The sequence below is a fragment of the Kitasatospora sp. NPDC093102 genome (assembly GCF_040683915.1).
GTDB lineage: Bacteria > Actinomycetota > Actinomycetes > Streptomycetales > Streptomycetaceae > Kitasatospora.
In genome coordinates this window covers 1-1133 of record NZ_JBFBFA010000150.1, presented here as the reverse complement: position 1 = coordinate 1133, position 1133 = coordinate 1, and the positions used below count along the sequence as shown (strand labels likewise).

1 protein-coding gene is annotated in these 1133 nt (G+C 70.0%); it reads left to right on the top strand.

All coding sequences use genetic code 11. From position 1 onward, the window contains the following. A partial coding sequence (locus AB0O11_RS39410; RefSeq protein WP_363397459.1) for a hypothetical protein occupies window positions 1-1124 on the top strand: 1124 nt, incomplete at its 5' end. Between the last annotated feature and the right edge of the window lie 9 nt (window positions 1125-1133).

Here is a 1133-nt window from a genome sequence, read left to right as displayed (position 1 = left end):
ACACCACGGCGGCCACCGGCGGGACCGGCGAGAACGAAGACACCCCCCGCATCACCCCCGAGGACCTCACCGGGACCATCCACCTCCTCGACCTCTACCCCCCCACCACCACAAGCCCCGCCCCCGACACCCCCCGGCCCACGTCCCCGACCCGGACCACTGACACCCACCCCGAGGCGGACCATGTGCCGGAGGAGCACGCCGAGGAGTCGCCGAGTCCCATGCTCCCGGCAGGGCCAGACGAGTGGGACACCTGGAACCTCGACGAGCTGTTCCCCGAGGCCGGAGTTCTGGAGACCCTGGCGGTGCCTGCGGGGACGAGTGAGGGCGAGGACGGCCCCGAGATCACCCGCGAGGATCTGGAGGAGATGGACCTCCTGATCTCCGCCTATCCGGCACCGGCACCAGTACCACCGACCGTCACCGTCGAGAGCTCGGCACCTCCAGCGGTGCTGGAGGACACCGCAACCAACAGCACAACAGGCTTCGCCGACGAGGTGACGATCCCCGAAGGCGGCTTTTCCCCCGCAGCGGCTCCGTCCCCCCTGTACTACCCCGACAGCCCACCCGCCCACGACGACGCCGAGCCGACCAGCACCACCAAGAACACTCTCGCCACGGACGAGACCATGGACGTCACCATGGACACCGCCACCACACACGAACCCTCCATCCCGCCACCGTCCGCTTCCGCCGGCCCCGCCCCCGACATCGGCCCAGCACCGGGCACCCCCCTCCACCACGCCGACCCGTTCGACCTCGCCTTCTACGACGTCGCCGAAGACCTGCCCGCCGTCCCGACCATCACCGAGCTCGCCGACAGGGAACTGGACCGCCTGCTCGACCTGCACCACGACCCCGACGCCGAGTGGCAGGGACGGCAGACCGACGGCACCTACCCTGCGGAAAGCGGCACCGGTTTCGCCGCCGACGTCGTGGTCCCCGGCATCACACACCCCCTCAACACCCTCGACACCGCCGACACATCCGACACCGAGATGACCGACGCCGACCCCTACCCGCCCTACACCGGCACACCCCCTCCCGCACCGCGCACACCCACCACAACGTCCCCGCGCACCATGACACTTCCTCTGACCGACCTCCCAGAGCCGGGCGTGTAACGAATTAGG